The sequence below is a fragment of the Actinoalloteichus spitiensis RMV-1378 genome (assembly GCF_000239155.1).
Taxonomy (GTDB): Bacteria; Actinomycetota; Actinomycetes; order Mycobacteriales; family Pseudonocardiaceae; genus Actinoalloteichus_B; species Actinoalloteichus_B spitiensis.
In genome coordinates this window covers 1-4,176 of sequence record NZ_AGVX02000095.1, presented here as the reverse complement: position 1 = coordinate 4,176, position 4,176 = coordinate 1, and the positions used below count along the sequence as shown (strand labels likewise).

The 4,176-nt window shown below is 71.6% G+C and carries 3 protein-coding genes; all 3 read right to left on the bottom strand.

Features of this window, described 5'->3' with window-relative positions; genetic code table 11:
• A partial coding sequence (locus tag ACTIDRAF_RS34765; protein WP_016697586.1) for a class I SAM-dependent methyltransferase occupies nucleotides 1–295 on the bottom strand: 295 nt, incomplete at its 3' end.
• A gap of 137 nt (nucleotides 296–432) precedes the next feature.
• Entirely contained in the window at nucleotides 433–2,160 is a 1,728-nt protein-coding gene (locus ACTIDRAF_RS0204835) for a family 20 glycosylhydrolase (RefSeq protein WP_083886101.1), read from the bottom strand.
• A gap of 490 nt (nucleotides 2,161–2,650) precedes the next feature.
• Entirely contained in the window at nucleotides 2,651–3,787 is a 1,137-nt protein-coding gene (locus ACTIDRAF_RS0204830) for a glycosyltransferase (protein ID WP_211215271.1), read from the bottom strand.
• Between the last annotated feature and the right edge of the window lie 389 nt (nucleotides 3,788–4,176).

Here is a 4,176-nt window from a genome sequence, read left to right as displayed (position 1 = left end):
CCCCCCGCCAGTCGATCCTGCCGGCGGGGTCGAGGGCGGTCGCCCGTTCCCGGGCCCGGCCCACCATGCGCGGGGAGATGTCGACGGCGAGGAGACGGGTCGGGCGCAGCAGGCGCAGGGCGGTGAACGCCGCCGCGCCCGTTCCCGTCGCGACGTCCAGCACCAGGTCGGGCGGGCCCGTGGGGGTTGCGGGGAGGTCGGTGAGGAGCAGTTCGGCCACGTGCTGGTGGTGGCCGTCCTCGTCGTAGGTCGCGGCGACGTGGTCGAAGGTCGTGGCGGGATCGGGTGCCTTCACCAGCGGGAGACTAGCCGGGCGCCCGGGACCGCTGTCCCCTGTGGTGGGCGCGGCGGCGGCGGTCCGGCCGCTCCTCGGGGAGGAGGGCGACGCCCTCCCGGACGCCGCCCTCCCCGTGGTCACCCTGGTGAACCGTCTCAGCAGGAGCCCTCGTCCCGCCACACACCCCATTCACCGGTCGTCCCGGGCTGTTCGCCACGCGTCCACCACTTGGCGGTCCACTCACGACCCGCGTGCGAGACGACGTCCCCGGCGAGGTAGACCTCGGTGGCGGACCAGGCCGGCGCCGAGCACGTGCCCGGCGGGTGCTCCGCGTCGGGCCACGGGATCTGCGGGGAACGGTAGAAGTTCAGGTCCAGGACCTCCCAGTGCGCCGCCTGCCCGGCCAGGCGCAGCCGGAAGTCGTCCCAGTCGCGCGCCTCGGCCCGGGTCCAGCCGACCTCGGCGACCGAGGGCAGCCGGGGGAAGGCCATGTACTCCATGTCGTCGGTGGTCACGATGGTCTCGGTGAACAGCGGTGACTCGACGCCGAGGATGGAGGACTCGCTCACTCCCTCGACGTGGATACCCGGATCCCACTCGTAGGTGTCGCGGACCTCCACGAACCCGGCCCACTGGAGCCCGAGTTGGGTGGTCGCGTCGTACTTGTGGTCGAGGTAGGTCTTGTTCGCCGGGGACATCAACACCTTGGCGCCCCGCTCGGCCGCGGCCCGCACTCCCTCGTGGCTGGTGCTGGTGCTCCAGAACTGGGGGACCGCATCGGTGGGGATGTCGGTGTTGGCGATCTCGTGCCACCCCATCACCTGCTTGCCGGTCGCCTCCACGATGGGGATCACCCGGGACATGAACAGCGCGTAGTCCTCGTCGGTGGTGGCGTCGGCCTCGTCCCCGCCGATGTGGATGTAGGGGCCGGGGGTCAGTTCGGCGACCTCCCGGATGACGTCGGCGACGAACTCGTAGGTCAGGGGCAGGTCGACGCACAGCGAGCTGTAGCCGACCTCGATGTCGGTCCGCAGCGGTGGGGCGATGCCGTCGCAGTTCAGTTCGGCGTAGGAGGCGAGCGCCGCGTTCGTGTGCCCCGGCATGTCGATCTCCGGCACCACGGTGATGTGCCGATCGGCCGCGTATTCGACGATCTCGCGGTAGTCGTCCTTGGTGAAGTAGCCGCCGGGGCCGCCGCCGACCTGGGTGCTGCCGCCGTAGGTGGTCAGCCTCGGCCAGCTGTCGATCTGGATCCGCCAGCCCTGGTCGTCGGTCAGGTGCAGGTGCAGGTGGTTGACCTTGTAGCGGGCTGCCTGGTCGATGTAGTGCTTGACGTGGTCGACCGGGTGGAAGTGCCGGGCGACGTCGAGCATCACGCTGCGGTGGCCGAACCTCGGGTAGTCGGTGATGCTGACGCCGGGCACGGTCCAGTCGGCGTCGGTGACGGTCGCGCTCTCCACCTCGGGCGGCAGGAGCTGGCGCAGGGTCTGCACTCCGGAGAACAGGCCGGCCGCGTGTTCGGCGCGGATGGTGACCCCGTCCGGGCTGGTGTCGAGCTGGTAGCCCTGCTCACCGACCACCGGGTCGGCATCCGCGAGCAGGAGCTGGATGCCGGAGGTGTCGGTGGGGGAGGCGTCGGAGACCGGAACGGGGTAGCCGGTGGAGCGGCGCAGGATCTCGGCCAGGTGCTCGCCGACCCGTCGCGCCTCGGCCGATCCGGCCTCGGTCCGGATGTCGGTGTCGGAGCCCAGCGCGAACTTGGCGCCGCTCCGTTCCTCGACCGAGACTGGCAGGGGCACCAGGCTCGGTAACCCCTCCCGAGCGCCGGGCCCGTCGGGCTCGGCCGCCAGTCCGCCGGCGGCACCCACCATCATGCCTCCCATCAGAACGACGCTGGCCGCCACGCCACGTGCCCGTCTCCATCGAGGGTTCCGCGTTGTCCGTTGTGTCACCGTGGTTCCTCCTCATCGGTCTGCGCCACGACAGGGGACGGCGGCGGGAGGGGGTGGCGGCCCCGTCGTGCCGTGGCCGCGCCCACCACGCCGCCGAAACGGAACAGAGGTCTATACCATTCACAGAAGAACACCGGTCCCCGTGCCGTCAAGGCGTGTATTCCGATCAGCCGAACCCGACGGGCAGCCCCTCACCACGGGTCACCGTCCCGGTCCCCCACCAGGCGGTTCCCCGTCGCGCCTCCGGCGTCACCGCGTCCGCCCCGGCGGCTGGGGCGCGGTCCTCCCAGGACGGGGGCGCGGACCGCGTTCCCCCGTCGAGCACCGACCGTGCCGGTCGAGTGGCGAGCGGCGGACCGGCGTCGCGACGCTGTTCCGGGTCATCACCCCACCGACCCCCCGGCCGGCGCGCACCGCGCGGCTACCCGCCCGAGGCCCTGACCTCCACCGAGCCCCGGGTCCCCCACGAGCTGATCCGCCAACAGGTGGCGAGCGCGTACAGGTACATCGGGCGGAGCACCACGACCCGCCAGACTGCGACGAGGGGCGAGAGCACGAACAACCCGACGGTGAACCGCCACGTGTCGTCCGACCGGCGAAGCGTGAACAGCCGCAGCGCCATCAGGTAGTGCATGACCAAGGCGATCACGAGGGTGATGAGCAGGACCTCACCGAGGCGGTCCTCCCGGGCCGCTCCGACGACGAGGGCCACGGGGATCAGCACGGACAGCGCGATGTGCAGGTACTCGGCGACGGTGGTCACGAACACGACACCGGTCACGGGCATGTACCGCAGCCACCAGAAGTGCCGCACCGTGGTCCCCCGCATCCAGCGCATCTGCTGCCTGATGTAGTGCCGCAACCGTTCCGGCGCCAGGGTGAAGACGATGGCGGAGGGCTGGTGGACGGTGTCGCCCTCCAGCAGGGCGTACATCGTCAACATGGAGTCGTCGTTCATCTGCATCGGCCGGCCTCGGAACGTCTCGTTCTCGTAGACGCCGGCGTGGCGGCGGATCACGTCGGCCCGGTAGAAGGCCAGGGTGCCGGAGTTGATGGTGACCCGGCGGAGAACGGACTGCGCGCTGCGCAGGCCCCGGGTGAACGGCAGGTACAGCAGGCAGATCATCCTGGTCAACACGTTTGCCCTGGTGTTGAGGACGGCGACCAGGCCGGCGACGGACTTCACCCCGGGATCGGCGAAGGGTTTGAGGCCCTCCCGGACGGCGTGCGCGTCCAGCACGGAATCACTGTCCAGGGTGACGAAGATGTCCGCGTCGTCGTGGGCGAGGACGTGCATCTGCGCCCACCGCTTCCCCCGGTTCTCGGTCCGGTCCCAGCTGGCCTCGACTCCCCGGGCGGCCGCCTCGGCGAGGAAGCTCCGCCGGACCCTGCGGTAGGTCTGGCCACGCCCGGTGGCCGGGTCCATCGACCCGTCGTCCACGACCCGGATCCGGTCGACGGACCGGCTCTGGTCCAACACCGATCGGAGGCAGGCGCGCAGCGCCGCCTCGTCCGCGTTGTAGACGGGGATCTGGACGGTGACCGTCAACTGGTCCAACTCGTGCTGCCGGTCGGCGGTGGCCCGGAACGGACGTTCGAACCAGGCCAGCGGAACCCACCAGAGCAGCAGGAACGAGATCAGCCAGGCGAGGCGCGCACCTCGCGGGTGGTGCCGAACGCCGGGGAGCAGCCGTCGGGCAGGGCGGGAGGCGCATCCGCGACGGACGACGGCGCGGGGTCGCGCCTCGGCCCGACCGACCCCAGCTGACCCAGGGTTACCCCCCTTGTGGGTGCGTGTCGGCCTGGGCCGGTTCCGGGGACCCAGCGAACCGCCACGCCCCACAGGCCCCAGCGACATCACCCGCCGCACGAGGTGCCGCCTCGACCTACCCGGCAAGGCGCTCGGCCCGGCGGGGCGGGCCCGTCTGGTGGCCGCCCCGCCGGGGC